This is a genomic window from Streptomyces sp. NPDC058086 (assembly GCF_042885015.1).
Classification (GTDB): Bacteria; Actinomycetota; Actinomycetes; order Streptomycetales; family Streptomycetaceae; genus Streptomyces.
This window is the reverse complement of the sequence record NZ_JBHVST010000043.1, coordinates 1-23,971: the sequence shown is the minus strand read 5'-3', so window position 1 is coordinate 23,971 and position 23,971 is coordinate 1. Positions and strand designations below refer to the sequence as shown.

The following is a 23,971-nucleotide window of genomic DNA, read 5'->3' as shown; positions in this document are numbered from 1 at the left end:
GGACCTCATGGAGACGACTGCCGACGAGACGTCGCCCCGGGCAGGCCTGCGCGAGCGCAAGAAGCAGCGCACCCGGGAGGCCCTGCTGCGGGCCGCCCTCGAACTGTTCACCACCCAGGGTTACGAGCGGACGACCGTCGACGAGATCGCGGAGGCCGTCGACGTCTCGCAGCGCACCTTCTTCCGCTACTTCGCGGGCAAGGAGGAGGTCGCCCTGTTCACCCAGGGGGTCGCGGAGGCACGCTTCCTCGCCGCCGTGCGCGAACGCCCGCCCCAGGAAGCCCCGTTGGAGGCGCTGCGCCGCGCCGTCCTGGAGGGCTGGGACACCATCGGCGAGTCGATCGAGTCCGTTGTGCCGCTCGAACTGCACATGCGCGCCTACCAGTTGATCGAGTCGACACCCGCCCTCCTCGCCGCCTATCTGCGCCGCTCCGCGGAACTGGAGGAGGAGATCGCGCGGGTCATCGCCGAGCGCGAGGGACTCGACGTGGACGCGGACCCGAGACCGCGCGTCGCGGTGGCCGTGTTCGGCGGAGTGATGCGCATCACGGGCCGCCTGTGGAGCGAGGGAACCGATCACAGCATCCCGGCGATCCGCGAGTTGACCGCCGCTTACCTCGACCAGGTGGGGCCCGCGTTGGCGGAGAAGTGGCGCTCGGAGTGACGCACGCAGTGACGCACGCAGTGACGCACGCAGTGACGTTGGAATGACGCACGGAGTGGCGTGCCGAGTGTCGTGCGGAATGACGCACGGAACGCCGCACGGAACGATCAACTCCGGGCACACAGCGTCACTATTTATCTGAAACTGAACCCGGTTTGCCCCAATTACCCTGCGAGAAACGTGATACCAGTCACTCGTTTAACGGGAGGCGCCAACCTTCTCCTAGGGTGTCCTCTCAGTGACTTCCTTCGACACATCCCCCCAACTGAACGTCTGGCGCGCACTGCTCGCGCTGGCCGTGGTGTTCGTGATGCTGGCCACAAGTGGCTGGACCGCACTCCAGGGCCATCGAGGGGCAACCCCTCTCCAGGCGTCCCGCTCCGCGTGGGAGCACGGCAGCGTCGCCGGACAGCGACTGCCTGACCCGGACTCCACGCCGAGCCGCCTCGCCCGCTTCTTCGCGTCCCTCGACGCCCGCGAGCGCACCGGTCTCGCCCACCGCTATCCGCTCGCGGTCGGCAACATGAACGGCGCGCCCGTACCCCTGCGCTACGAGGCCAACCGCGTCGCCATCGGCCAGCAGCGCAAGGTCGAGAAGAAGCGCATGCACGACAACCGGCTCTCGTCCCTGGGACAGCAGCAGGCCGGGCGCCGCATGCACCGCTACGAGGCGATGCTGCAGAAGGGGCGCGATTTCCTCGCCTTCGACCCCATGGGTTCGGGCCGGGTCGCCGAGGTCTTCGGAAACCTCGACCGGGCCGAGCGGATCTCCATCGTGGTGCCGGGCGTCGACACCGATCTGCTCACGTTCCAGCGCACCAACAAGAAGTACTCAGCGCCGGTCGGCATGGCGCAGGCCCTGTACGGGGCCGAGCACGCCGCCGCCCCCCAGGCCCGTACGGCCGTGATCGCCTGGGCCGACTACACCACGCCCAGCGGACTCGGCATGGACGCCGCCACCGGCAGCCGCGCCGAGGAGGGCGCGATCCGGCTGAACGCGCTGCTGCGCGCCCTGCCCGGCCGTGCGCCCGTCGCGCTCTACTGCCACAGCTACGGCTCTGTGCTGTGCGGCCTCGCCGCCCGCACCATGCCCTCACGGGTCTCCGACATAGCGGTCGCCGGCAGCCCCGGCATGCGGGCCCAGAAGGCGTCCTCGCTGCACACCACCGCCCGGGTCTGGGCGATGCGGGACTCCGGCGACTGGATCCAGGACGTGCCCTACCTCGAATTCGGCGGGCTCGGACACGGCGCCGACCCGATGTCGAAGGCGTTCGGGGCCCGGGTGCTGTCCGCGCGGGGCGCGAACGGCCACGGAGGCTATTTCGAGCCGGGCACCGAGAGCCTGCGCAACTTCGCCGAGATCGGCATTGGCGCGTACCAGGCGGTGCAGTGCGCACACGAGGATGACGCTTGCCGAGAGGGTTTGTCCGACGCCCCGGCGGCGGGACGCGCGTAGAGGACGAAGAACTGCGGTCCGCCCGGGGAGGCGACGCAGACGTGCGAGCCGCTTACGATGGCCCGCATGGGTGACGTACTGGCCGGATTTCATGCCGCCTGGGAGTTCGAGTCCGACTCCGTGCTCATCCGCTTCGAACGGGGGATCCGTTCGCCGAAGCTGTTCCAGGCGCTCGGCGAAAGGCGTATCCCCCTGGAGGCGATAGCGGGGGTCACACTGACGCCGGGCAAGCGCGGAACGGTCGTCCTGCACGCCGTGCCGCGAGCGGGCGCCGATCCGCTGATGGAGGCGGCCGCGGGACAGCTGAAGGAAGGGGGCGACCCCTATCGGCTGGTGCTGCCGGCCGACCGGGAGACCCTCGCCGAGTACTACGCGGACGAACTGCGCGCCGCGCTCACCGAGGACGCCGAACCGCCCGAGCGCTACCTCGTCGCGCCGCCCGAGGCGCCGCTGAACTTCAAGGCGTACGACGGGAAGGCCTCCTTCGACGGCAAGGCGGTGTCCTTCCGCTGGTTCTGGACGGGCGCGTCCTCCGCCAAGTGGAAGGCCGGCGACCAGAGTTTCCCGGTCACCGGCCTCAGCGGGGTCGAATGGCGCTCCCCCGAGGTCTTCGAGGGCCATCTGCGGCTCCTGCGGCGCGAGCCCGCCACCGCACAGCCCGCCCAGGCGGACCAGGACCCGGCGGCGGTCGTCTTCGGCCTCGGTTACGGCCCCGTCCACGAGTCCCTCCCGTTCGCCGCGTCGGTCCTGGCGGCCGTACGGGCCTCGGGTCCCGCCCCGGTGACCGCGGCCGCGGCTCCCCGCCGCGACCCGGCCGACATCGCCGACCGCATCCGTCACCTCGGCGAACTCCACCAGGCGGGCCTGGTCACGGACGAGGAGTTCACGACGAAGAAGGCGGAACTGCTGGCCGAGCTCTGATGCCGGCTGCGGGGCGCGGCTCTACTCCCGCCCCGCCGACGAGAACGACATGTCCGCGTAGCGGTCCCCTGCCACCTTCGAGGCGATCGGCTCCAGCACCGCCAACTCGTCCTCCGTCAGGACGATCCGCGTGGCCGCGGTGTTCTCCTCGACCCGGCTGCGCCTGCGCGTGCCCGGGATCGGCACCACCGGCAATCCGAGCGACGACGCCTGCTGCTGCACCCAGGCCAGCGCGATCTGTCCCGGCGACGCCCCGTGCGCCTCGGCGACCGCACGCACCGGCTCCAGCAGCGCGGCGTTGGCGGCCGCGTTGTCGCCGGTGAAGCGCGGCATCGTACGGCGGAAGTCGTCCGAGGTCAGATCCTGGTCGGCGTCGACGAACGAACCGGTGAGGAAACCGCGCCCGAGCGGCGAGTACGGCACCAGAGCGACGCCCAGCTCACGGACCGCAGGCACCACGCCCGCCTCGATGTCCCTGCTGAACAGCGACCACTCCGACTGCACGGCCGCGATCGGGTGCACGGCGTGCGCGGCGCGCAGCTCCCCGCCGGTGACCTCGCTCAGCCCGAGGTGCTTGACCTTGCCCTCGCGCACCAGCTCGGCCATCGCGGCGACGGTCTCCTCGATGGGGATGTTCACGTCACGGCGGTGCATGTAGTAGAGGTCGATCACGTCGACGTCCAGCCGCCGCAGGCTCCCCTCGACGGCCTGGCGGATGTACGGCGTCTCGTTGCGGATGGTCCGCTTCGTCGGCTCGGCGGGATCACGGAAGATGCCGAACTTCGTGGCGAGGACGACTTCGTCGCGGTGCGCCTTGACGAAGGGCGAGATGAACTTCTCGTTCTCCCCCAGGCCGTACACGTCGGCCGTGTCGAAGAGCGTGACGCCGAGTTCCAGCGCCCGTTCCAGGGTGGCCCGGGCCTCGTCGGCGTCCGTGGGCCCGTACGCGAAGCTCATGCCCATGCAGCCGAGGCCCTGTACGCCGACCTCGGGGCCGCCGGTGCCCAGTTCCACGTTCGCGATCCTGCTGTCCGTCATCGGGACCCCTCCGACGCCAGGGCACGCCCGGCGTCCGCGTAGAAACTGATCTTGTGGTCGAGAACCGCCAGGGTGTCCTGGAGCTCGGCGATCCGCGCCTTGACGTCGCGGCGGGTCGCCTCCAGGAGCTCGAAGCGCGCGATGTAGGTGTCGTCCCCCTCGCGCACCAGCTCCGCGTACCGGACCATGTCGGCGACCGGCATACCGGTGAGCCGGAGCTTGCCGACGAGGTCGAGCCAGTCCAGGTCGCGGTTGCTGTAGCGGCGCTGGCCGGTGTGCGAGCGGTCGATGTGCGGCATCAGCCCGATCCGTTCGTACCAGCGCAGGGTGTGCGCGGTGAGGCCGGTGAAGGCGACGACCTCGCTGATCGTGTAGTTGTCCTGGCCGTCCGGGCGCCGGTGCCGGTGGGGCGGGGCGGCGCAGTCCCCGGTGCCCGTACTGGTGCCGGTCTCGGCGGCCTCGGCCGTGGTCTCCATCACCGTCATGACCTCCACGCTAAAACCTTCGAGTGCACTCGAAGCAAGCGGATTCGGGTGAGAACCCGTCCGGCGACGTCCGTCGGACGTCCGACGGACGTCCGCCGAAAATACGGAGACGTGCGCGGGGCACTCTGACTACCGTGCGGATCATGAGTCTCGTACGCCGTGCCGTGCCCGGGGACGCCGAGGAAGTACTGCGCCTGCGCCAGGTGATGATCGACTCGGTCTTCGCCTCCGCCGGCCCCTCGTCCACCGAGTGGCACGCCCAGTCCCTCCCGACCGTACGCGGCAGGCTCGCCGACCCCGACGGGGACTTCGCGGCCTTCGTCGTGGACCACCCGGACCACCCCGACCGGCCCGGCGCTCTCGCGGCGCTCGTCGCGGGGACGATCGAGTACCGGATCGGGCGCGCGGGCAATCCGCACGGCGCGGTCGGGCACGTCTTCAGCGTCGCGACCGATCCGGACGCGCGGCGGCGGGGGTACGCGCGGGCGTGCATGGAATCGCTCCTCGACTGGTTCCGCGAACGGAACGTCCCCCAGGCCGACCTCAACGCGTCCACCGCCGCCGAGCCGCTGTACGCCTCGCTCGGATTCGTCCGCAAGGCCGACCCGTCGATGCGGCTGCAGCTGTGAGCCGCTTAGGCTCTTAGGCATGTCTTTGCAGAACAACCTGGCGTCGATCGAGAACTGGCCCGTTCCCACGGCGGCCGCGGCCGTCGTCCGCGCGGACGGGGCGGTGCTCGGGTCGCACGGCCTTGTCGATCACCGTTTCGCCCTCGCCTCGGTCACCAAGCCGCTGGCCGCGTACGCCGCGCTCGTCGCGTACGAGGAGGGGGCGATCGAGCTCGACGAGCCTGCCGGGCCGGCCGGGTCGACGGTCCGTCATCTCCTCGCGCACACCTCCGGGCTCGCGTTCGACGAACACCGGGTGACGGCCGCGCCCGGGGAGCGGCGGCTGTACTCCAACGCCGGGTTCGAGGTGCTCGGGGACCATGTCGCCAAGGCGACCGACATCCCCTTCGGGGAGTATCTGCGGCAGGCGGTGCTGGAGCCGCTGGGGATGACGAGGACGTCGCTGGACGGCTCGCCCGCGAAGGACGGGGTGTCGACGGTGGCGGACCTGGTGCGCTTCGTGGCAGAGGTGCAGGCGCCGCGGCTGCTCGACCCGCGTACGGTCTTGGAGGCCATGACCGTCCAGTACCCCGGTACGAAGGGGGTGCTGCCCGGGTACGGCCACCAGAACCCCAACGACTGGGGGCTCGGCTTCGAGATCCGCGACTCCAAGTCCCCCCACTGGACGGGGGTTTCCTCCTCGCCCCGGACCTTCGGTCACTTCGGGCAGTCCGGTACGTTCCTGTGGATCGACCCGGTGGCGGGCGCGGCGTGCGTCGCCCTCACGGACCGCGCGTTCGGCGCCTGGGCGGTCGAGTCCTGGCCCCCGTTCACGGATGCCGTACTGACAGCCCTGCGAGCCTGATCCCACCGGTTCTTCGGCTGCGGGTGGGTGGGGACTGGTCGCGCCCAGGCGGCGGAGCCGCACATGTCACAGCCCCGCGCCCCTAACGCCTCAGGCCGGCCGGGGTTTCAGGTCCAGGGGGTCATCTCCCACAGCAACAGTTCCGCCGGAGCTCCCGCCACCGCTTCCAGGTCCTTGGCGTCGGTGATGCGGGCCGCGTCGCCGGGGCCCAGTTCCTCGCCGTCCAGGAGCACTTCACCCCGGACGACATGGACGTACACGAACCCGGCATCCGGCACCGCCGTCCGCTCCCCCGCTGCCAGCCTCCGCACATGAAGCATCGCCCCGGCTTCGGGGACGGCGTACGGCGTGGAGTCCGCGATGCCGTGGACGACTTCGTAGGACGGTTCGCCGCCGGGTGACAACGGGGCCAGCCACATCTGGACGAAGACGAGGGGGACCGAGCCGTCGTTGCGTTCCACGTGCCGGACGCCGCCCGCGGAGCTGAGCCGCTGGACGTCTCCGGGGCGGATCACCGACTCGTGGCCCGCCGAGTCGCGATGGGTCAGCTCCCCCTCCACCACCCACGTCACGATCTCGGTGTGGCTGTGCGGATGTTCGTCGAAGCCGGCGCCGGGCGCGAGCGACTCCTCGTTGCAGGCGATCACCGCACCGAAGCGGAGGTTGTCGGGGTCGTAGTGCGGTCCGAAGGAGAAGGCGTGGAATGAGGTGATCCCGGCGTCCGGGTCACCTCCGTGGTAGCGCTCGTCGGCGCGCCGTACGTCCATCAGATCCGCTCGTTCCGCCGTCGTCGCCGTACGTCCGTCACAACGGACACCGTAGCCCCGCCCTAGGCCCTCCCCCCGCCTACTTGCGACCCGCCGCCGCACGCCTCCGTCCTGATAAGGCAGTCTTGTCCCGTGCCCGAACCCGAATCCAGCAACACCGAGCGCCCAGCGCACGACATCCACGCGCACTCCGCGACCCTGAAGCGGCTGGAGAAGTCCTCCGGCAGTCTCGCCGCCCAGGCCATCGCGCGGATGGACGAGACGCTGCCGTGGTACCGGGCCATGCCACCGGAGAACCGTTCCTGGATCGGGCTCGTCGCTCAGGCCGGTATCGCGGCCTTCACCGAGTGGTTCCGGCACCCGAACGCCCCGCAGGCCATCTCCACCGATGTGTTCGGGACCGCGCCACGCGAGCTGACCAGGGCGATCACCCTGCGGCAGACCGTGGAGATGGTGCGGACGACCATCGAGGTCATGGAGAGCGCGATCGACGAGGTCGCCGCCCCGGGGGACGAGTCCGTACTGCGCGAGGCGCTGCTCGTGTACGCCCGGGAGATCGCCTTCGCCACCGCCCAGGTGTACGCGCAGGCCGCCGAGGCGCGGGGCGCCTGGGACGCCCGCCTCGAATCGCTCGTCGTGAACGCCGTGCTCTCCGGCGAGGCCGACGAGGGTGCCGTCAGCCGGGCCGCCGCCCTCGGGTGGAACTCGCCCGAACATGTCTGCGTGGTGCTGGGTACGGCGCCCGACGGTGACAGCGAGCTGACGGTCGAGGCGATCCGGCGGGCGGCCCGGCACGCCAAGCTCCAGGTGCTCACCGGTGTGCTCGGGGACCGGCTCGTGGTCATCGCGGGGGGCAGCGACAATCCGCTCGGGGTCGCGAAGTCGTTGATCGGGCCGTATGCCGCCGGGCCCGTCGTCGCGGGGCCGATCGTGCCCGATCTGCTCGCCGCGACCCGCTCCGCGCAGGCCGCCGCCGCCGGGCTGAAAGCGTGTTTCGCCTGGCAGGACGCCCCACGCCCGGTTCTGGCGGACGATCTGCTGCCGGAGCGCGCGATCGCCTCGGACCCCTCGGCCCGCGAGCAACTGGTGGAGGAGATCTACAGACCGCTCGAGGAGGCCGGCTCCGCGCTGCTGGAAACGCTCAGTGTCTATCTGGAACAGGCGAGCAGTCTCGAAGGCGCGGCCCGGATGCTCTTCGTTCACCCCAACACCGTGCGCTACCGGCTCCGACGTGTGACTGACGTCACCGGTTGGTCGCCTTCGGATGTACGATCCGCGTTCACACTGCGGATCGCGCTGATCCTGGGGCGTCTGGCCGACGGGGATCCTCAAGCCTAGGCTTTTGTCGGGGCTCTACAATTCCCGTTCGTGTTCTTCGTCCCTGTCCCCACGGGCGGCCGTGGCCGTCCACAAGAGAGAGTGTGAGAGTGCTCGTACTCGTCGCTCCCGGCCAGGGCGCTCAGACGCCTGGCTTCCTGACCCCTTGGCTCGATCTCCCCGGTGCCGCCGACCGCCTCGCCGCGTGGTCGGACGCCATCGGGCTCGACCTTGCCCGCTACGGCACGCAGGCAGACGCGGACGAGATCCGGGACACGGCTGTCGCGCAGCCGCTCCTGGTCGCCGCCGGTCTCCTCTCCGCCGCCGCGCTCGGTGACGTCTCCGAGCTCGGCCCCGGTGCCGTCGCCGGTCACAGCGTCGGTGAGATCACCGCCGCCGCGTTCGCGGGCGTGCTCGACGCCACGGCCGCGCTGAAGCTCGTGCGCACCCGGGGCCTGGCGATGGCCGAGGCAGCCGCGATCACCGAGACCGGTATGTCGGCGCTGCTCGGCGGGGACCCCGAGACCACGGTCCCGCACCTGGAGAAGCTCGGTCTGACCCCGGCGAACGTGAACGGCGGGGGCCAGATCGTGGCCGCCGGCACGCTGGAGCAGCTGGCCGCCCTGGAGGCGGACAAGCCCGAGGGCGTCCGCCGCGTGGTGGCCCTGAAGGTCGCCGGCGCGTTCCACACGCACCACATGGCGCCCGCGGTCGAGACGCTGGCCCGGGCCGCCGAGGCCCTGAGCCCCGTGGACCCGAAGATCGCGTACGTCTCGAACAAGGACGGCAAGACCGTCACGACCGGCGCCGAGGTCGTGCAGCGACTGGTCGGCCAGGTCGCGAACCCGGTCCGCTGGGACCTGTGCATGGAGACCTTCCAGGAGCTCGGCGCGACCGCGCTGATCGAGGTCTGCCCGGGCGGCACCCTGACCGGGCTCGCCAAGCGCGCGCTGCCGGGTGTGAAGACCCTGGCGCTGAAGACCCCCGACGACCTCGACGCGGCTCGCGAGCTCATCGCAGAGCACGCCTCCGCCTAAGGAGCCGACAGAGCATGTCGAAGATCAGGCCCAGCAAGGGCGCCCCGTACGCGCGGATCCTGGGTGTGGGCGGCTACCGTCCCGTCCGGGTCGTGCCGAACGAGGTGATCCTCGAGACGATCGACTCCTCCGACGAGTGGATCCGCTCGCGCTCCGGCATCGAGACCCGCCACTGGGCCTCCGACGAGGAGACCGTCGCCGCGATGTCGATCGAGGCGTCCGGCAAGGCCATCGCCGACGCCGGGATCAACGCCGACCAGATCGGCGCCGTGGTCGTCTCGACCGTCTCGCACTTCAGCCAGACTCCGGCCGTCGCGACCGAGATCGCCGACAAGCTCGGCACGCAGAAGGCCGCCGCCTTCGACATCTCCGCCGGCTGCGCGGGCTTCGGCTACGGCCTCACGCTCGCCAAGGGCATGATCGTCGAGGGTTCCGCGGAGTACGTCCTCGTCATCGGCGTGGAGCGACTGTCCGACCTGACCGACCTGGAGGACCGTGCGACGGCCTTCCTGTTCGGTGACGGCGCGGGCGCGGTCGTCGTGGGCCCCTCCGAGGAGCCGCACATCGGCCCGACCGTCTGGGGCAGCGAGGGCGACAAGGCCGGCACGATCAAGCAGACCGTGCCGTGGGACCGTTTCCGCATCGGCGACGTGTCGGAGCTTCCGCTCGACTCCAAGGGCGAGATCAAGTTCCCTGCGATCACGCAGGAGGGCCAGGCGGTGTTCCGCTGGGCCGTGTTCGAGATGGCGAAGGTCGCCCAGCAGGCGCTGGACGCGGCCGGAATCACCGCGGACGACCTGGACGTCTTCATTCCCCACCAGGCCAACGAGCGGATCATCGACTCGATGGTGAAGACGTTGAAACTGCCGCAGCACGTCACGGTCGCGCGTGACGTACGCACCACCGGCAACACCTCGGCCGCCTCGATCCCGCTCGCGATGGAGCGGCTTCTGGCGACCGGCGAGGCGAAGAGCGGCGACACCGCGCTCGTCATCGGCTTCGGGGCGGGTCTCGTGTACGCCGCGACGGTCGTTACCCTCCCTTAGGCACTCCGTGCCGGATCATCCGGTCCGTACGGAATACCGCCAACCCTCTCTGGATACACACCGAAGGAGCGCCTGACATGGCCGCCACTCAGGAAGAGATCGTCGAAGGTCTCGCCGAGATCGTGAACGAGATCGCCGGGATCCCCACCGAGGACGTCCAGCTGGACAAGTCCTTCACCGACGACCTGGACGTCGACTCGCTGTCCATGGTCGAGGTCGTCGTCGCCGCCGAAGAGCGCTTCGACGTCAAGATCCCGGACGACGACGTCAAGAACCTCAAGACCGTCGGCGACGCGACCGACTACATCCTCAAGCACCAGGCCTGATCCAGCGATCGGGCCCGGTTCGCCCTGGCCCGGTCCGCTGATCAGTCCGTTGCCCCGCCACCCGGCGGTGGCGCCGCTGAATCCTCGTATTTGGAGAAAGAATTCCCGTGAGCCCGACCAATCGCACCGTGGTCGTCACCGGTATCGGCGCAACCACACCGCTGGGTGGCGACGCAGCCTCTACCTGGGAGGGCCTGGTCGCCGGCAAGTCCGGTGTCCGCGCCCTGGAGCAGGACTGGGCCGCCGACCAGGCGGTCCGTATCGCGGCGCAGATCGCCGTGGAGCCCGGCGAGGTCATCCCCCGCCCACAGGCCCGCCGTCTCGACCGCTCGGCGCAGTTCGCTCTGATCGCCGCCAAGGAAGCCTGGGCCGACGCCGGTTTCACCGACAAGGCCGGCGACGACGCCTCCGTCGACCCGGACCGGCTCGGCACCGTCATCGCCTCCGGCATCGGTGGCGTGACGACACTGCTCGACCAGTACGACGTGCTGAAGGAGAAGGGCGTCCGCCGCGTCTCCCCGCACACCGTTCCCATGCTCATGCCGAACGGCCCGTCCGCCAACGTGGGCCTGCTCGTCGGCGCCCGCGCCGGCGTGCACACCCCCGTCTCGGCCTGCGCCTCGGGCGCCGAGGCCATCGGCTACGCCATCGAGATGATCCGCACCGGGCGCGCCGACGTCGTCGTCGCCGGTGGTACGGAGGCGGCGATCCACCCGCTGCCCATCGCCGCGTTCGGCAACATGATGGCGATGTCCAAGAACAACGACGACCCGCAGGGCGCCTCGCGCCCCTACGACGTGGCCCGTGACGGCTTCGTCCTCGGTGAGGGCGCCGGCGTCCTCGTCCTGGAGTCCGCCGAGCACGCCGCGGCGCGCGGCGCCCGGGTGTACGCGGAGGCGGTCGGCCAGGGCATCTCCGCCGACGGCCACGACATCGTGCAGCCGGAGCCGGAGGGGCGCGGCATCTCCCGCGCCCTGCAGAACCTGCTCGACAACACCGACCTGGACCCGGCCGAGATCGTGCACGTGAACGCGCACGCGACCTCGACGCCCGCCGGCGACGTGGCGGAACTGAAGGCGCTGCGCAAGGTCTTCGGTGACGAGGCCGACCACATGGCGGTCTCCGCGACCAAGTCGATGACCGGTCATCTCCTCGGTGGCGCCGGGGGTGTGGAGTCGGTGGCGTCGGTGCTGGCGCTGTACCACCGGATCGCTCCGCCGACCATCAACGTGGAGAACCTCGACCCCGAGGCCGAGGCGAACGCCGACATCGTGCGCGGGGAGGCTCGCAAGCTGCCTGTCGAGGGCCGTATCGCGGCTCTGAACGACTCGTTCGGGTTCGGTGGGCACAACGTGGTGCTGGCGTTCCGTACGGTCTGAGATTTGCGGTAGGTGTACTGAACGGGTGTGGCCCGGACTCCCTGGTGGAGTTCGGGCCACATTTGCTTGTTCGTCGGGTGCGGGTGTGTGGGGGCTGGTCGCGCAGTTCCCCGCGCCCCTAAAAGCTTCCCCTCACGCCCGTTTGTCAGGTCAGACCACCTGGTGGAGCCAGCGGACGGGAGCGCCCTCTCCCGCGTAGCGGAAGGGTTCCAGCTCGTCGTCCCAGGGCTTGCCCAGGAGTTTGGCGAGGTCGGACTCCAGGTCGCTCTCGCCCCGCTGGGAGCGCAGGAGGGCGGCGCGCAGGCGGTCCTCGGGGATCAGGATGTCGCCGTGGATTCCGGTGACGGCGTGGAAGATGCCCAGTTCGGGGGTGCAGCTGTAGCGCTCGCCCTCGGCCGTTGGGCAGGGTTCGGCGGTGACCTCGAAGCGCAGCATCTGCCAGCCGCGCAGCGCGGAGGCCAGCTTGGAGGCGGTGCCCACCTCGCCCTTCCAGGAGAACTCGGATCTCCAGGTGCCCGGCGCGGCGGGCTGCCGGATCCAGTCGAGGTTGACGCGGGTACCGAGCACGCCCGCGACCGCCCACTCGACGTGCGGGCACAGCGCACGGGGCGCGGAGTGCACGTAGAGAACTCCACGTGTCGTCACTGGGGCCTCCGGACAGAGCGAGACATCTTGTAACTTAGCGGAAAGGCAGTGGCAGGGCGGCCACGTGGCGAGGCTACCGTGCGGCGGCGCAAGGAGTGTGACGTACCGTCGGTCCCAGCGCCCAGAAACATTGAGGTTTCACCCAAGGGGACGCGGTGCGACCGGTTGTGTACTGCGGGGTGTCGGCCAACCGTGTCGCAGGGGTGCTGAGCAATGGTGCCGAGCAATCGTGCTTGACGAACGAGGGGACCAGGGGATGCGTCACAGGAGTCACCGTTCTCGGGCCGTCCTCGCCATCGCGTCGGCGGCTCTCCTGGGTGTCGCCGTCGCCGGCTGCGACGCCGTCGGTGACAACTCCCCGGCGCCCCGGGGCACGACGGCCAAGGCGTTCCCGAAGCCGACCCCCGCCTGGGACCGCAGCCCGAAGTCGATGGCCGCCGTCGGGGACTCCATCACCCGCGGCTTCGACGCGTGCACCGTGCTGTCCGACTGTCCGGAGGTGTCCTGGGCGACGGGCAGCGACACGAAGGTCAAGAGCCTCGCCGTACGGCTGCTCGGGCAGGCCGGGGCCGCCGAGCGCAGCTGGAACTACGCGGTGACCGGCGCCCGGATGGCGGATCTCCCCGACCAGATGGCACAGGCCGTCACGAACAAGCCGGAGTTGGTGACCGTGATGGCGGGCGCGAACGACGCCTGCCGCTCGTCGGTGTCGGCGATGACCCCCGTCGCCGAGTTCCGCGCCGAGTTCGAGGACGCCATGGACACGCTGCGCGATGCGCTGCCCAAGACCCAGGTGTACGTGTCGAGCGTGCCGGATCTGAAGCGGTTGTGGTCCGAGGGGCGGAGCAACCCGCTGGGCAAGCAGATCTGGAAGCTGGGCATCTGCCCCTCGATGCTGAGCGACGCGGACTCCCTGACCACGACGGCGATGCGGCGGCGCACGACGGTGCAGGACCGGGTGGAGGCGTACAACCAGGTCCTGAAGGAGGTGTGCGCCAAGGACCAGCACTGCCGCTTCGACGGGGGCGCGGTCTTCGACTACCGGTTCGGCACGGACCAGCTGAGCCACTGGGACTGGTTCCACCCGAGCAGGGACGGGCAGGCGCGGCTCGCGGAGATGGCCTATCGGGTGGTGACGGCGACGAAGCCGGTGAGCTAGGCCCTGTCGTTCGGATCAGGCCTGGGCCGCGGGGTCTGGCACGCACATCTGCGGCGATCAAGCGACGTCTCCTGAAACGACCTGATCCGAACGACAGGTCCTAGGCCCTGTCGTTCGGATCCTTGGCCTAGGCTTTCGATCATGCACAGCGAATTCTTCGGCACTCTTACCGACGGCACCCCGGTCCACCGCTGGACGCTGGAGCGCGCAGGGGTGCGGGTGCGGATCCTGACGTACGGCGGGATCGTCCAGTCGGTCGAGGTCCCGGACCGGGACGGGGTGCGCGCGGACGTGGTGCTGGGGTTCTCCGACCTCGACGGCTATCTGACGCACACGGGGCCGTACTTCGGGGCGCTGGTCGGGCGGTACGCGAACCGGATCGCCGGCGGCCGCTTCCTCCTCGACGGCCTCACCTGTCACCTGGCGCAGAACAACCCGCCCAACTCCCTGCACGGCGGCGAGCGCGGCTTCGACAAGCGGGTGTGGGACGCGGAGCCGGTCGATCACGGGCTGCGCCTCACCCGGGTCTCCCCGCACGGCGAGGAGGGCTTCCCGGGCCGTCTGGAGGTCTCGGTGACGTACACGCTGGACGAGGCGGGTGCGCTGGGGATCGCGTACGAGGCGGTCACGGACGCGCCGACCGTGGTGAACCTGACGAACCACACGTACTGGAACCTGGCCGGTACGGGCAACGCGGGCGGCCACGAACTCCGGCTGGACGCCTCGCGGTTGACGCCGGTGGACGCCGATCTGATCCCCACCGGGGCGCTGGACGCCGTCGACGGGACGCGGTTCGACTTCCGTGCGGCGCGGAAGGTCGGCGCCGGCTACGACCACAACTTCGTGCTCGACAAGGGGCTCACGGAGACCGCCGTCGAGGTCGCCGAGCTGTACGACCCGTCCTGCGGACGGACGCTGACCGTCGCGACCACCGAGCCCGGGCTCCAGCTGTACACCGCGGAGCACCTGAGCCACCCCTTCGCCCCCGGCGACGGCGTCGCGCTGGAGACCCAGCACTTCCCCGACTCCCCCAACCGGCCGCAGTTCCCGAGCACGGAACTGAGGCCGGGCGGGGTGTACCGGTCGCAGACCGTGTACGGGTTCGGCGTCCGCGGCCAGTAGCCGGCGACCGACCGTCAGACGCTCTCGCCGCGCATCCGCTTGGTGGCCCTGCCCAGCAGGGTCATCGCGCCGAGGCAGACCGCGAGCACCACGGCGCCGGTCAGCGCGGGCAGCGGGGCCTTGCCCTTGATCCCCTCGACGAGCACGGTGGTGGCCAGCACCATGATGATCGAGTACAGGCTCCGGCCGACCTTGGCACCGGCCGGGATCACCCGCAGCAGCTGCGGGATCGTCGTGGCGGCGGCGATGCCCATGCCGAACGGGATGAACGCGCCGAGCACCAGGGCGCCGAAGCCGAACGAGTTGCCGTACGCGCCCCATCCGGCGCCCTTGTAGAGCAGATAGCCGGCGGCGGCGAAGGACAGCAGGACGAGTACGCCGTTGAGGTACGCGGCAAGGGTGGCGGCCTTGCGGGCGCCCGGCAGATGCGCGGCCGGGGAGCGCCAGGCGTCCGGGGTGATCAGGCGCAGCTGCTGCTTGAGGGCCCGCATCCGTGTCATGGCGAAGAGGCCGACGGCCACGGCGACCAGTCCGACGGCCGTGGCCGCGAAGCCGATCGGTGTCCGCGTGATGCCGTAGTGGGCGCCGCCGAAGGTCAGCGGGATGCCGAGGACGAAGCCGTACGCGTACGTCTTCGCCTGCTGCTGGATGCGCACCACCAGCTGTCGCTGGTCGGGGGTGAGGCTGGGGTCCAGCCGCATCTCGCCGTCGCCCAGGTGCTGTTGGGGGGCCTGGGGCTGCTGCTGGTACTGGGGAGGGGCGGGTGGATAGGGCTGGTACGGCTGCTGCGGCTGTTGCGGGTAGCCCTGCTGAGGCGGGTACGGGCCCTGCTGAGGCGGGTACGGGCCTGGCTGCGGAGGCGGGTAGTAGGGCTGCTGCCCCTGATACGGCCCCTGTGGCGGGTACGGGCCTGGCTGCTGACCTGGGTACATGCGTTGTTCTCCCCCGAACCGGCGTGTTCCGGCCCGCGAGTCTGCCACAGGTGGCCGAGAACCGACGAGCCCCGGTCCGGATGTCAGGTTCCGGACCGGGGCTGCTCTGGGTGGACTCGTCCCGCGTCAGACGTTAATCGTCGCCGAGACCCGACGGTCACTGATCGAGCGACCCGCCGCAACCTCGTACGAACCCTTCACAAACACCCAGGCTCCGGTGTTCTCGTCCCAGACCTCGAAGGCTCGGCGCGGGAGTACGAGGCCGACGTCGACGCTCTCGCCGGGGCCCGCCTCGACGCCCGCGAAGGCGGCGAGCCATCGGGCCGGACGCTCGGCGTCGGCCTCGACGGGCGCCAGATAGACCTGGACGACCTCGCGCCCGGGACGCGCACCGGAGTTGCGGACACGGACCGTGACCGTCGTACCCGAACCGGAACCCGAACCGGAACCGGCACCGCCGTCGCCGCCGTCGCCGCCGTCGAGCTCGATCGACTCGTACGTCCAGTCGGTGTAGCCGAGGCCGTGCCCGAAGGCGTACGAGGGGGTCCTGCCCTCCTTCTCCCAGGCGCGGTAGCCGATGAACACGCCCTCGGTGTATGGGAGTTCGCCGCCGGCCGGGGCCACCTGGGTGACCGGGGCGGCCGCGAGGGAGCCCCAGGTGGTGGGCAGCCGGCCACCGGGCTCGTGGGCGCCCGTGAGGACGTCGGCGAGGGCGGCGCCGCCCTCCTGGCCGGGGAACCAGCTGAGCAGTACGGCCGCGGCCTCCTCGCGCCACGGCAGCTCGACCGGGGAGCCGGCGTTGACGACCACGACGGTGTTCGGGTTGGCGGCGGCGACGGCGTGCACCAACTCGTCCTGCCGGCCCGGCAGCCGCAGGTCCTTGCGGTCGAAGCCCTCGGACTCCACGCGGTCGGTGGTGGCGACCACGACGACGGCGGTGTCGGCGGCGCGGGCGGCTTCGACGGCCTCGGCGATGAGTTCGTCGGGGTCGCGGCGCGGGTCCTGGTGGGCGAGCGCGAAGCCGACCACCTTCAGCGGCGCGCCCTCGGGGACGACGATGACGTGCCGCAGCGCCACCTCGTACCTCTCACCGGCGACGAGATCCACCTGGGCGCGCTCGACGGGAGCGCCGAAGAACGCCTCGAAGGGGAGATCCTTCGTGCTGCGCTGGATGTCGTCGAAGTGGACCGTGCCGTCGACGGTGAGCGTGAACGCGCCGACTCCCTTGATACCGAGGGTGTGGGTGCCGCTCTCGCGCGGGGTGAAGGTGCCGGTCAGTTCGACGCTGTGGAGGGTGGCATGGGTGACGCCTTCAGGAAGGTCGTTGCCCATCCACTGGATCTGGCCGCCCGGGGCCGAGCCGGTGCCGATGACCGTGCCGGCCCGGTCACGGCAGACGGCCCGCAGGGTGAACCCCTTGTCGGCGACGGCGAGTTCCTCGTTCGGGTCGGCGCCGACGGCGTACGTGAGGCTGCCCTCGGGGAGGGCGGCGGTGAGGCCGTCGAAGGGCGATACGACCCGGGAGGGGAAGACGGTGGCGGAGCCGCCGCCGAGGACGCGGGCGTCGCGGGCGGCGGCGCCGATCAGGGCGACCTTGTGCCCTTCACCGTGCCCTTCGCCGAGCCCTTCCCCCAGCGGAAGAGCCCCTTGGTTGCGCACGAGGACGAAGGAGCGCCGGGCGATCTCGCGGGCCAGGGCCTCGCCGTCCACGGTCCCGGGCGGTTCGGTGACGACCGGCTCGGCGCCCTCCAGGATGCCGACGCGGGCGGCGAGCCGCAGGACGTTGCGGACGGCGTCGTCGACCTTGGCCTCCTCGACCTCACCCGTGCGGACGGCGGCGGCGAGCGCCTCCCCGTACACGGTCCGGGGGCCGGGCATGGCGACGTCGAGACCGCCCTCGATGGCGCCGACCGTGGCGCGGGCGGCGGTCCAGTCGGAGACGTTGAAGCCGTCGAAGCCCCACTCGCCGCGCAGAATCTCGTTCACGAGGTGGTGGTGCTCGGTCATCGTGGTGCCGTTGACCGTGTTGTAGGCGGTCATGACGCCCCAGGGGTGGGCATGGGCGACGATGGCCTCGAAGGGGGCCAGGTACAGCTCGCGCAGGGCGCGTTCGGAGAGCAGGTTGTTCACCGTGAAGCGGTCGGTCTCGGCGTCGTTGGCGACGAAGTGCTTGACGGTGGTGCCGACGCCGCCCGACTGGACGCCCTGGACATAGCCGGAACCGATCTCGCCGGTCAGGTACGGGTCCTCGCTGTACGCCTCGAAGTGGCGCCCGCCGAGCGGGGAGCGGTGCAGGTTGACGGTGGGCGCGAGGAGGACGTGGACCTGCTTGCGGCGGGCCTCCTGGGCGAGCAGGGTGCCGGCCCGGCGGGCGAGGGCCGGGTCCCAGGTGGCGGCGAGCGCGGTCGGCGAGGGGAGCGCGATCGACGGGTCGTCGGCGGTCCAGTGGACACCGCGTACGCCGATCGGGCCGTCGGACATGACGAGGGACTTGAGGCCGATCTCGGGCAGCGCGGGCAGCGACCACATGTCCTGCCCGGCGAGCAGCCTCGTCTTCGTGTCCAGGTCGAGCTTGCCGAGGGCCGCCTCGACGACCGCCTCGCGGGCCTCGTCGGCCGGTGTGCGCGTTCCCGCCATCGCGGTGCCTCCTCGCTGAAGTCCGTGGACGCCTCAATCCTGCCTCGGCCACCGGCAGAGGAATCGGAACCGCAACCATCACTTGAGCACCCCCCACGGCGAGCAACCACGTCCGCGAGAGCGGCGGCGGTTCAGCCGCAAAGGAGGGAGCGGCGCGCCGAGATCGTCCGGGCGGCCCTGGAGGTGATCGCCGAGCGCGGCCACCGGGGCGCGAGCATGGCGTCGGTCGCGGAGCGCGTGGGGCCGACCCAGCAGGGGCTGCCGCACTACTTCCCGACGAAGGACGCGCTGCTCGTCGCGGTGTTCAAGGAGCGGGACCAGTGGGACGCCGTGCCCGACACCCGGTGGCGGGTCGACCTGCTCGCCTCACTGGTCGAGTACAACGCCATGCGGCCCGGGATCATCCAGACGTTCTCGGCGCTGCTCGGCGAGGACTGAAGCCGACCGCCACCGCCACCGCCTGCCCTTGCGCCTGCGCCTGCGCCTGCGTCTGCGTCTGCGTCTGCGTCTGCGTCTGCGTCTGCGTCTGCGTCTGCGCCACTGTCTGCGCTACTGGTGCCAGATCACGGCCAGCGTCTTGCTCGCCGCACAGACGACGGCGAAGGCGATCGCCCACCCGTAGACCCCGGCGAAGGCCAGCGCGGCCACACCGGCCCCGAACCAGAGCAGTTCGAAACCGACGCGGACCGCGCCGCGCGTCTTGTACGACGCCTTCTGCGAGCCGAACAGCGCCCACAGCGTGATCAGTACGGCCGGGGCGCCCAGGCCGAGGAGCCAGGTCAGCGGCGTCGCCGCGTCGCGGGTGAAGCCCCAGTACCCGACGGCCGCGAGGGCGCCGAGTTCGATGAGGAAGAGGACGCCCAGGTTCGCTGCCTTCATGGGCGGCAGTATCACCCGGAAGGGATCATTCCGGCCCGTGTGCGTCACGCGGGGCCGGTACGGCCGGTACGGCGGCCACGACCTCGATCTCGATGAGAGCCTCCGGCTTGAAGAGACGGGAGACCTCGAAGGTCATGCTGGTGGGCGGGGCGCCGGTGAGGTACTGGGCGCGTACCGCACCGTAGGCGGGGAGTTGGGTGATGTCCGTCAGATACGTACGGATGTTGATGATGTCCGCCAGGCCCGCCCCGTGCGCCCTCAGCAGGGCGTCGATGGTCTCGAAGACCCCGCGGCTCTGTTCGGTGAGGTCGGCGCCGTCCGCGACCTGTCCGGAGAGGTACAACAGGGCTCCCGCGCCCGGCAGTTCGATCCGGGCCACCTGGGAGTAGTAGCCGTTGGCGGGACCCGGCGCCGAGGGCGGGTTGTCGAGCGTGATCTGCATGGGCGGCCCTCTCAGGCGGAGTGACGGATGTGCTCGACGGCCTTCGCGATGTCCGCGCCGGCGACGGCGGGATCGGCGGCGGCACGCTTGTACTGCTCCAACACCGCTTCCAGTGCGGGGAGTTGTGCGAACTTCGTGGCGAGGGCGACGTCCTTGGCGGCGAGCGCGGTGGCGAAGTGCACGTCCTCGGCGAAGGCGCGGCCGACGGCGCCGCCGAGCGGGCCGTTCGCGAGCGCGGCGCGCGCCACGCTCTCGTCGATGCCGAGCTTGTCCGCGAGAGCCATGGACTCGGCGACGAGGGCGACCCCGCCGAGCACGGCCGTGTTGACGACGAGCTTGAGCGCGGCGCCGGAGCCCAGCGGGCCGGTGCGGGTGACGGTGCCGAGGTGGGCGAGTACGTGCTCGACGCCCGCCGCGTCGCCGCCCGCGAGGATGCCGAGCTGCCCGGCGGCCGCCCTGTCGGTGCTGCCCGCCACGGGCGCGTCGACGAACGTCACGCCCTCCCCGACCCGGGCGGCCAGCTCCTTGACCACGTCGGGGCCGACGGTCGACATCTCCACCCAGGTGGCGTTCGGGCGCAGCTCCGGCAGGATGGCGTCCGCGACCGCGTCGAGCGCGGCCGGGTTGGCGAGCATGGTGATCACCACGTCCGCGTCCCGTACGGCCTCGGCCGGGGACGCGGCGAGGGTGGCGCCCTCGGCGACCAGCGGCTCGGCCTTCTCGGCGGTGCGGTTCCAGACGGTCAGCGGGAATCCCGCGGCGAGGAGTCGGCGCGCCATCGCGGCGCCCATGTGCCCGAGCCCGAGGAATGCGATCTTTTCCATGCCTTCGACGCTAGGCGGGCCCGCGTGATGCGACAAGCGAATGTCTAGCATGGCTCTCATGCCCAACCCGCATGCCGTACCCGGCCTCTCCACCACCTGGCTGCGGGTCTTCCTGGAGGTCGCCCGGCACGGTTCGTTCACGGTGGCCGCGCGGACCCTCGGCTGGACACAGTCCGCGGTGTCCCGGCAGATCTCCTCGCTGGAGTCGGCGCTCGGCGGAGCCCCGCTCTTCGACCGGCTGCCCCGGGGCGTACGGCTGACGGAGGCCGGGCGGGTCCTCGTGCCGCACGCCGAGGCGGTGGTCGAGCGGCTGCACGGCGCGGACCGCGAACTGGCCGCGCTGCGGCGGGTCGCGGGCGGCCGACTGTGCTTCGGCGCGTTCGCCACGGCCGACGCCGCGCTCGTGCCCCGTGCCATCGCCGCGTTCCGCGTGCGCCATCCGGGGGTGCGGCTCACCCGCGAGGAGGGCCTGACGCCCGTGCTCCTGGAGCGGCTCTCCGCGGGCGGCCTCGACCTGGCGATCGTCTCCACGACGGGCCGCGCCCCGCTGGACCCGTACACCCTGCACCACCTCCTCGACGAGTCCCTGTACGTCGCCGTCCCCGCCGACCATCCGCTCGCCGCCGAGCCCTCCGTCCGTCTCCCCCAACTCGCCGACGCAGACTGGATATCCGGCTCCTCGCGCCCCGAGGGCACCCTCCTGGACGCGGCCCTGCGGCACGGCTTCCGCCCGCGCGTCGCGCATGTCGTGGCCGAGTGGACGGCCAAGCAGGGGTACGTCGCCGCCGGGCTCGGAGTGACCCTGGTCCCGGCACTCGCCGCCGAGTCCGTACGCCCGGACATCGCGCTGCTTCCGGTGCGCGACGAGGGGGCGCCGGCGCGGGCGGTGTACGCGGCGACGGTGCGGGGCCGGTCGTTGGGACCGGCGGCGCAGGCATTCCTGGGGGCACTGCGGGAGGCGGCGACCCACCTGCCCACCTGAGCCACCCGCCGCCCCAGCCACTTCGGCTGCCGGTGCCACACCTCATGGCGCACGTCCCCTCCGTCACGCGATACTGCGGCCGTCCGGCAGCACCCCACGGCGACGGAAGGCATGAACTCCCTTGACCTACATACGCGTTCGGCTCGGCGCAGGCGTACTCGGACTGGCCCTGGCGGGCGGCCTGGCCGCGGCGCCCACCGCGTCGGCGACAGCGGCGACCCCCGCCACCGTCGAGGAACAGCGCCTCGACCGGGCCGCTCCCCAGGAGATCCTGCGGCGCTCCGGATTCGACACGGTGACCCCCGGGTTCGCGCGGGCGCTGGAGCGGGCGGGCTCGTTCGGGCAGGCCGAGCGTGTCGTCGTACGGCAGGGGGCGCGGCTGTGGCGGCGGGCCGTCGACCGGGCGCAGGGGCGGGGCCCGGCGGGCGGCGACCTGAGCCGGGACGACGACCGGCCTCTGTACTGGGCGCGGCTGGGCATGACGCGCGAAGTGCGCCAGTGGGAGCCGGAGTTCGGGCTCACCGACACACAACGCGCCGAACTTCTGGCCGAGTTGGAGGAGAACTCGCGCGGCGAGAACGCCATCCGCTATCCGCGCGCCAAGGGCGTGAAGCGGATCCTGCTCACCGGGTTCGACCCGTTCACGCTGGACCGCGACGTCCGGATCTCCAACCCGTCCGGGGCCACCGCCCTCGCCCTGGACGGCACGACGATCCAGACCGCGGACGGCCCGGCGCGCATCGAGACCGCCGTGTTCCCGGTCCGCTGGCAGGACTTCGCCCAGGGCACGGTGGAGCGGACACTGCGCCGCCAGCTCCCGCGCGTGGATCTGTTCACCACGGTGAGCCAGGGCCGCGTCGGGCGCTTCGACGTGGAACGGACCAACGGAGCCTGGCGGGGCGGCTTCCCGGACAACGAGAACGTCTCCCGGACCGAGACGATCCCCGTCAGCGACCCGGCCTCGCAGCCGCAATGGACGTCGACGACACTCCCGTACGCGCGGATCGTGGCCGCGGCCACGGGCCGCTTCCCCGTGTACGACCACACCTCGGTGACCGAGATCCCGGCGGGAGGCACCGATCCGGTCGTACGTCCCGACGGCCCGACTCCGGGTTCGACGGCCCGTGCCGGGGGCGGCGGGGACTACCTCTCCAACGAGATCGCCTACCGCGCGACGCTGCTGCGCGACCGCCTCGGACTGCACGACAGCCTGCCCGGCGGGCATGTCCACACACCCGTACTGCAGTTCGGCACGGGCAACACGGACCCGGCGACGGGGACGGTCACGGACCCCGAGTTCGTTCAGAACCGGCTGGACATCATCGCCCAGGTGCGGGCGATCGTGACGGTGGCCGCGGACGCGAGCGCGTCGGCCGTCAGGGGGACGGGGCGGACGCGGGGGTGATGCCGGGGCCGGTGGGGATCGCGGTCACGCGGCGGCGCGTTCTTCGTGGTTGTCGTGGTTGTCGTGGCCGCCGTGGTGGTCGTGGTCGTCGTCCGGTTCGCCCGTCTCCTCGTCCAGCAGGTCGCGGGCCATCAGTGTGGCGCCCGCGACCGCGCCCGGCATCAGGAAGACGGCGACGAACGGGACCAGGAAGGCGAGGCCCAGCGGGGTGCCGAAGCCCCAGACCAGCGTCTTGCGGGAACGGAGCAGGGTGAGGCGGTCGCGGAGGTCGACGCCTCGGCGCTGGAGGGCGACGGCGGTCAGTTCCTCCGTGAGGAAGAAGCCGGTGACGAAGAAGCCGATCACGGGGACGACGGTCTGGCCGATGAACGGGAGGAAGCCGAGGGCGAAGAGGAGGACGCCCCAGACGGCGGCCCGCACGAGGATGCGGAGGCTGTCTCGCGCGGAGATCCACAGCTCGCGCCAGAGCGGGAGGCCCGACTCCGGGGCCGTGCCGTCCGGGGAGACGTCCCTGTCGACCTTCTCCGAGAGGGACTCGTAGAAGGGCTGGCCGATGAGGAGGGTGACGGCGGTGAAGGTGAGGACGGCGAGGAGGAGGGCGAGGGCGAAGAGTACGGCGGTGAGGAAGCCGCGGAAGAGGCCCAGCCAGGGGTTGGACCAGTCGTCGGCGAAGGGGGTGGACCAGGTGACGAAGTCCTCGCCGTACAGGGCGAGGGTGACGAGCGCTGCCGCGTACAGCACGAGGGTGATCAGGCCCGGCAGCAGTCCGAACCCGTACTGCTTCCCGTGCCGTGCCACCCATCGCTGGCCCTGTATGAGATAACCGAACCCCGCCCCGAGATCACGCATGGCCCGAACTTTACCGGGGCTCGCCCCCTTCCCCTCGCCCCCGCCGCCCCTACCCGACCCATCCCAGGGGCTCCGCCCCTTCCACCCCGCCGGGGCTGCGCCCCGGACCCCCATCTGCCTGAACGGCCTCGTCCTCAATCGCCGGACGGGCTGAGCGATACAGGCCCGGGTGGGCGGGGTGGGGTG

At 71.3% G+C, this 23,971-nt stretch carries 24 protein-coding genes and 1 pseudogene; 15 read left to right on the top strand and 10 right to left on the bottom strand.

Annotated elements, in window-relative coordinates; genetic code table 11:
• The first annotated feature begins 7 nt into the window (after positions 1 to 7).
• The 3 genes from ACFVWD_RS29315 to ACFVWD_RS29305 all read left to right on the top strand — a co-directional run bounded on the left by ACFVWD_RS29315 (position 8) and on the right by ACFVWD_RS29305 (position 3,041).
• Entirely contained in the window at positions 8 to 664 is a 657-nt protein-coding gene (locus ACFVWD_RS29315; RefSeq protein ID WP_389600372.1) for a TetR family transcriptional regulator, read from the top strand.
• Between the two features lie 238 nt (positions 665 to 902).
• Positions 903 to 2,120: an alpha/beta hydrolase gene (locus ACFVWD_RS29310; RefSeq protein WP_389600370.1), complete on the top strand. Its 1,218-nt coding sequence runs from the start codon at positions 903 to 905 to the stop codon at positions 2,118 to 2,120.
• A gap of 66 nt (positions 2,121 to 2,186) precedes the next feature.
• Positions 2,187 to 3,041 (top strand): DUF4429 domain-containing protein, encoded by an 855-nt coding sequence (locus tag ACFVWD_RS29305; RefSeq protein WP_389600368.1) that lies wholly within the window; start codon positions 2,187 to 2,189, stop codon positions 3,039 to 3,041.
• Positions 3,042 to 3,062: 21 nt separating this feature from the next.
• Here ACFVWD_RS29305 and ACFVWD_RS29300 read toward each other — a convergent pair whose 3' ends face one another.
• Complete coding sequence (locus tag ACFVWD_RS29300; protein WP_389600367.1) at positions 3,063 to 4,079, bottom strand: aldo/keto reductase; 1,017 nt, start codon at positions 4,077 to 4,079, stop codon at positions 3,063 to 3,065.
• Positions 4,076 to 4,564 (bottom strand): MerR family transcriptional regulator, encoded by a 489-nt coding sequence (locus ACFVWD_RS29295; RefSeq protein ID WP_389600365.1) that lies wholly within the window; start codon positions 4,562 to 4,564, stop codon positions 4,076 to 4,078. The genes ACFVWD_RS29300 and ACFVWD_RS29295 overlap by 4 nt, the downstream gene beginning before the upstream one ends.
• A 143-nt stretch (positions 4,565 to 4,707) precedes the next feature.
• Between ACFVWD_RS29295 and ACFVWD_RS29290 the strand changes: the two genes are divergently transcribed.
• Complete coding sequence (locus tag ACFVWD_RS29290) at positions 4,708 to 5,193, top strand: GNAT family N-acetyltransferase (protein WP_389600363.1); 486 nt, start codon at positions 4,708 to 4,710, stop codon at positions 5,191 to 5,193.
• Between the two features lie 19 nt (positions 5,194 to 5,212).
• The gene (locus ACFVWD_RS29285; RefSeq protein WP_389600362.1) at positions 5,213 to 6,037 is read left to right on the top strand and encodes a serine hydrolase domain-containing protein; all 825 of its coding nucleotides are present in this window, start codon (positions 5,213 to 5,215) and stop codon (positions 6,035 to 6,037) included.
• A gap of 107 nt (positions 6,038 to 6,144) precedes the next feature.
• Here ACFVWD_RS29285 and ACFVWD_RS29280 read toward each other — a convergent pair whose 3' ends face one another.
• Entirely contained in the window at positions 6,145 to 6,807 is a 663-nt protein-coding gene (locus ACFVWD_RS29280; RefSeq protein WP_389600446.1) for a pirin family protein, read from the bottom strand.
• Positions 6,808 to 6,936: 129 nt separating this feature from the next.
• On the opposite strand from ACFVWD_RS29280, the gene fasR reads away from it, so the two are divergent.
• The 5 genes from fasR to fabF all read left to right on the top strand — a co-directional run bounded on the left by fasR (position 6,937) and on the right by fabF (position 11,909).
• Positions 6,937 to 8,142 (top strand): fatty acid biosynthesis transcriptional regulator FasR, encoded by a 1,206-nt coding sequence (gene fasR / locus ACFVWD_RS29275; protein ID WP_389600360.1) that lies wholly within the window; start codon positions 6,937 to 6,939, stop codon positions 8,140 to 8,142.
• Between the two features lie 89 nt (positions 8,143 to 8,231).
• A complete protein-coding gene (locus ACFVWD_RS29270) occupies positions 8,232 to 9,158 on the top strand; it encodes an ACP S-malonyltransferase (protein WP_389600358.1) in 927 nt (308 codons plus the stop codon).
• A 14-nt stretch (positions 9,159 to 9,172) separates the two neighbouring features.
• Positions 9,173 to 10,204 carry a ketoacyl-ACP synthase III gene (locus tag ACFVWD_RS29265; RefSeq protein WP_054231010.1) on the top strand — a complete coding sequence of 344 codons (1,032 nt, stop codon included), beginning with the start codon at positions 9,173 to 9,175 and terminating at the stop codon, positions 10,202 to 10,204.
• A 77-nt stretch (positions 10,205 to 10,281) separates the two neighbouring features.
• Positions 10,282 to 10,530 (top strand): acyl carrier protein, encoded by a 249-nt coding sequence (locus ACFVWD_RS29260; RefSeq protein WP_028800941.1) that lies wholly within the window; start codon positions 10,282 to 10,284, stop codon positions 10,528 to 10,530.
• A gap of 107 nt (positions 10,531 to 10,637) precedes the next feature.
• Entirely contained in the window at positions 10,638 to 11,909 is a 1,272-nt protein-coding gene (gene fabF / locus ACFVWD_RS29255; RefSeq protein WP_389600356.1) for a beta-ketoacyl-ACP synthase II, read from the top strand.
• A gap of 150 nt (positions 11,910 to 12,059) precedes the next feature.
• Here fabF and ACFVWD_RS29250 read toward each other — a convergent pair whose 3' ends face one another.
• Positions 12,060 to 12,554: a DUF3145 domain-containing protein gene (locus ACFVWD_RS29250; RefSeq protein ID WP_067369479.1), complete on the bottom strand. Its 495-nt coding sequence runs from the start codon at positions 12,552 to 12,554 to the stop codon at positions 12,060 to 12,062.
• Between the two features lie 256 nt (positions 12,555 to 12,810).
• Between ACFVWD_RS29250 and ACFVWD_RS29245 the strand changes: the two genes are divergently transcribed.
• Both ACFVWD_RS29245 and ACFVWD_RS29240 read left to right on the top strand, forming a co-directional pair.
• Entirely contained in the window at positions 12,811 to 13,713 is a 903-nt protein-coding gene (locus ACFVWD_RS29245) for an SGNH/GDSL hydrolase family protein (protein ID WP_389600355.1), read from the top strand.
• A 141-nt stretch (positions 13,714 to 13,854) separates the two neighbouring features.
• Positions 13,855 to 14,835: an aldose epimerase family protein gene (locus ACFVWD_RS29240; protein WP_389600354.1), complete on the top strand. Its 981-nt coding sequence runs from the start codon at positions 13,855 to 13,857 to the stop codon at positions 14,833 to 14,835.
• Positions 14,836 to 14,849: 14 nt separating this feature from the next.
• Here the strand turns inward: ACFVWD_RS29240 and ACFVWD_RS29235 are convergent, their stop codons facing one another.
• Together ACFVWD_RS29235 and ACFVWD_RS29230 are read right to left on the bottom strand one after the other, a co-directional pair.
• Positions 14,850 to 15,767, bottom strand: coding sequence for a hypothetical protein (locus tag ACFVWD_RS29235; RefSeq protein ID WP_389600352.1), 918 nt, complete (start codon positions 15,765 to 15,767; stop codon positions 14,850 to 14,852).
• Between the two features lie 126 nt (positions 15,768 to 15,893).
• The gene (locus tag ACFVWD_RS29230; RefSeq protein WP_389600351.1) at positions 15,894 to 18,404 is read right to left on the bottom strand and encodes a glycoside hydrolase family 3 protein; all 2,511 of its coding nucleotides are present in this window, start codon (positions 18,402 to 18,404) and stop codon (positions 15,894 to 15,896) included.
• 162 nt (positions 18,405 to 18,566) lie between these two features.
• Between ACFVWD_RS29230 and ACFVWD_RS29225 the strand changes: the two are divergent.
• Positions 18,567 to 18,836: pseudogene (locus tag ACFVWD_RS29225) on the top strand (helix-turn-helix domain-containing protein); the annotation flags it as partial.
• 117 nt (positions 18,837 to 18,953) lie between these two features.
• Here the strand turns inward: ACFVWD_RS29225 and ACFVWD_RS29220 are convergent.
• From ACFVWD_RS29220 to ACFVWD_RS29210, 3 genes are read right to left on the bottom strand one after another with little or no spacing between them, the layout of a single operon-like run.
• Positions 18,954 to 19,283: a YrdB family protein gene (locus ACFVWD_RS29220; RefSeq protein WP_389600349.1), complete on the bottom strand. Its 330-nt coding sequence runs from the start codon at positions 19,281 to 19,283 to the stop codon at positions 18,954 to 18,956.
• A 25-nt stretch (positions 19,284 to 19,308) separates the two neighbouring features.
• On the bottom strand, positions 19,309 to 19,725 hold the full coding sequence (locus tag ACFVWD_RS29215) for a RidA family protein (RefSeq protein WP_389600347.1): 417 nt from the start codon (positions 19,723 to 19,725) through the stop codon (positions 19,309 to 19,311).
• Between the two features lie 11 nt (positions 19,726 to 19,736).
• A complete protein-coding gene (locus tag ACFVWD_RS29210) occupies positions 19,737 to 20,549 on the bottom strand; it encodes an NAD(P)-dependent oxidoreductase (protein ID WP_389600345.1) in 813 nt (270 codons plus the stop codon).
• 49 nt (positions 20,550 to 20,598) lie between these two features.
• Between ACFVWD_RS29210 and ACFVWD_RS29205 the strand changes: the two genes are divergently transcribed.
• Positions 20,599 to 21,531, top strand: coding sequence for a LysR family transcriptional regulator (locus ACFVWD_RS29205; RefSeq protein ID WP_389600343.1), 933 nt, complete (start codon positions 20,599 to 20,601; stop codon positions 21,529 to 21,531).
• A 121-nt stretch (positions 21,532 to 21,652) separates the two neighbouring features.
• Positions 21,653 to 22,936, top strand: coding sequence for a pyroglutamyl peptidase (locus ACFVWD_RS29200; RefSeq protein WP_389600341.1), 1,284 nt, complete (start codon positions 21,653 to 21,655; stop codon positions 22,934 to 22,936).
• 24 nt (positions 22,937 to 22,960) lie between these two features.
• On the opposite strand, the gene ACFVWD_RS29195 is transcribed toward ACFVWD_RS29200, so the two are convergent.
• Positions 22,961 to 23,785, bottom strand: a complete 825-nt coding sequence (locus ACFVWD_RS29195) for an EI24 domain-containing protein (protein WP_389600339.1) — start codon at positions 23,783 to 23,785, stop codon at positions 22,961 to 22,963.
• Between the last annotated feature and the right edge of the window lie 186 nt (positions 23,786 to 23,971).

What these genes read in the sequence shown, in the direction of transcription:
- ACFVWD_RS29315 (WP_389600372.1), top strand. Translation starts at nt 8, where the DNA reads ATGGAGACGACTGCCGACGAGACGTCGCCCCGGGCAGGCCTGCGCGAG.
- ACFVWD_RS29305 (WP_389600368.1), top strand. Translation starts at nt 2,187, where the DNA reads ATGGGTGACGTACTGGCCGGATTTCATGCCGCCTGGGAGTTCGAGTCC.
- ACFVWD_RS29300 (WP_389600367.1), bottom strand. Translation starts at nt 4,079, where the DNA reads ATGACGGACAGCAGGATCGCGAACGTGGAACTGGGCACCGGCGGCCCC.
- ACFVWD_RS29295 (WP_389600365.1), bottom strand. Translation starts at nt 4,564, where the DNA reads ATGACGGTGATGGAGACCACGGCCGAGGCCGCCGAGACCGGCACCAGT.
- ACFVWD_RS29290 (WP_389600363.1), top strand. Translation starts at nt 4,708, where the DNA reads ATGAGTCTCGTACGCCGTGCCGTGCCCGGGGACGCCGAGGAAGTACTG.
- ACFVWD_RS29285 (WP_389600362.1), top strand. Translation starts at nt 5,213, where the DNA reads ATGTCTTTGCAGAACAACCTGGCGTCGATCGAGAACTGGCCCGTTCCC.
- ACFVWD_RS29265 (WP_054231010.1), top strand. Translation starts at nt 9,173, where the DNA reads ATGTCGAAGATCAGGCCCAGCAAGGGCGCCCCGTACGCGCGGATCCTG.
- ACFVWD_RS29260 (WP_028800941.1), top strand. Translation starts at nt 10,282, where the DNA reads ATGGCCGCCACTCAGGAAGAGATCGTCGAAGGTCTCGCCGAGATCGTG.
- ACFVWD_RS29245 (WP_389600355.1), top strand. Translation starts at nt 12,811, where the DNA reads ATGCGTCACAGGAGTCACCGTTCTCGGGCCGTCCTCGCCATCGCGTCG.
- ACFVWD_RS29240 (WP_389600354.1), top strand. Translation starts at nt 13,855, where the DNA reads ATGCACAGCGAATTCTTCGGCACTCTTACCGACGGCACCCCGGTCCAC.
- ACFVWD_RS29235 (WP_389600352.1), bottom strand. Translation starts at nt 15,767, where the DNA reads ATGTACCCAGGTCAGCAGCCAGGCCCGTACCCGCCACAGGGGCCGTAT.
- ACFVWD_RS29230 (WP_389600351.1), bottom strand. Translation starts at nt 18,404, where the DNA reads ATGGCGGGAACGCGCACACCGGCCGACGAGGCCCGCGAGGCGGTCGTC.
- ACFVWD_RS29220 (WP_389600349.1), bottom strand. Translation starts at nt 19,283, where the DNA reads ATGAAGGCAGCGAACCTGGGCGTCCTCTTCCTCATCGAACTCGGCGCC.
- ACFVWD_RS29215 (WP_389600347.1), bottom strand. Translation starts at nt 19,725, where the DNA reads ATGCAGATCACGCTCGACAACCCGCCCTCGGCGCCGGGTCCCGCCAAC.
- ACFVWD_RS29210 (WP_389600345.1), bottom strand. Translation starts at nt 20,549, where the DNA reads ATGGAAAAGATCGCATTCCTCGGGCTCGGGCACATGGGCGCCGCGATG.
- ACFVWD_RS29205 (WP_389600343.1), top strand. Translation starts at nt 20,599, where the DNA reads ATGGCTCTCATGCCCAACCCGCATGCCGTACCCGGCCTCTCCACCACC.
- ACFVWD_RS29195 (WP_389600339.1), bottom strand. Translation starts at nt 23,785, where the DNA reads ATGCGTGATCTCGGGGCGGGGTTCGGTTATCTCATACAGGGCCAGCGA.